Origin of the sequence: Mesorhizobium sp. WSM4935 (genome assembly GCF_029625735.1) — a bacterium.
Taxonomy (GTDB): domain Bacteria; phylum Pseudomonadota; class Alphaproteobacteria; order Rhizobiales; family Rhizobiaceae; genus Mesorhizobium.
This window is the reverse complement of record NZ_JARTVR010000077.1, coordinates 1-250: the sequence shown is the minus strand read 5'-3', so window position 1 is coordinate 250 and position 250 is coordinate 1. Positions and strand designations below refer to the sequence as shown.

The window sequence follows — 250 nt, the reverse complement described above, 5'->3', positions numbered from 1 at the left end:
CGCTGGCCTCGTGATAATGATGCGGGTCGATATCGCGATTGAACGCATGGCCCGCGCCGGCATAGTTGTACACCTCCATCTGCGGCAGCATCTGGCGATGCTTGGCCACGGCTTCCGGCGGAATGGAAGCATCCTCATCGCCAAAGTGGAACATCACCGGCGCTTTCGGTGATTCACCGAGAAACGCCAGATTGCGCGCACCGTAATAGCTCACCGACGGCAAGCCAAGGCGAATGGCGGAGAGCAGGGC

At 60.4% G+C, this 250-nt stretch carries 1 protein-coding gene; it reads right to left on the bottom strand.

The window, feature by feature from the left end; all coding sequences use genetic code 11:
- On the bottom strand, positions 1–250 hold a 250-nt coding region (locus P9273_RS32180; protein WP_278052598.1), incomplete at both ends, for a dienelactone hydrolase family protein.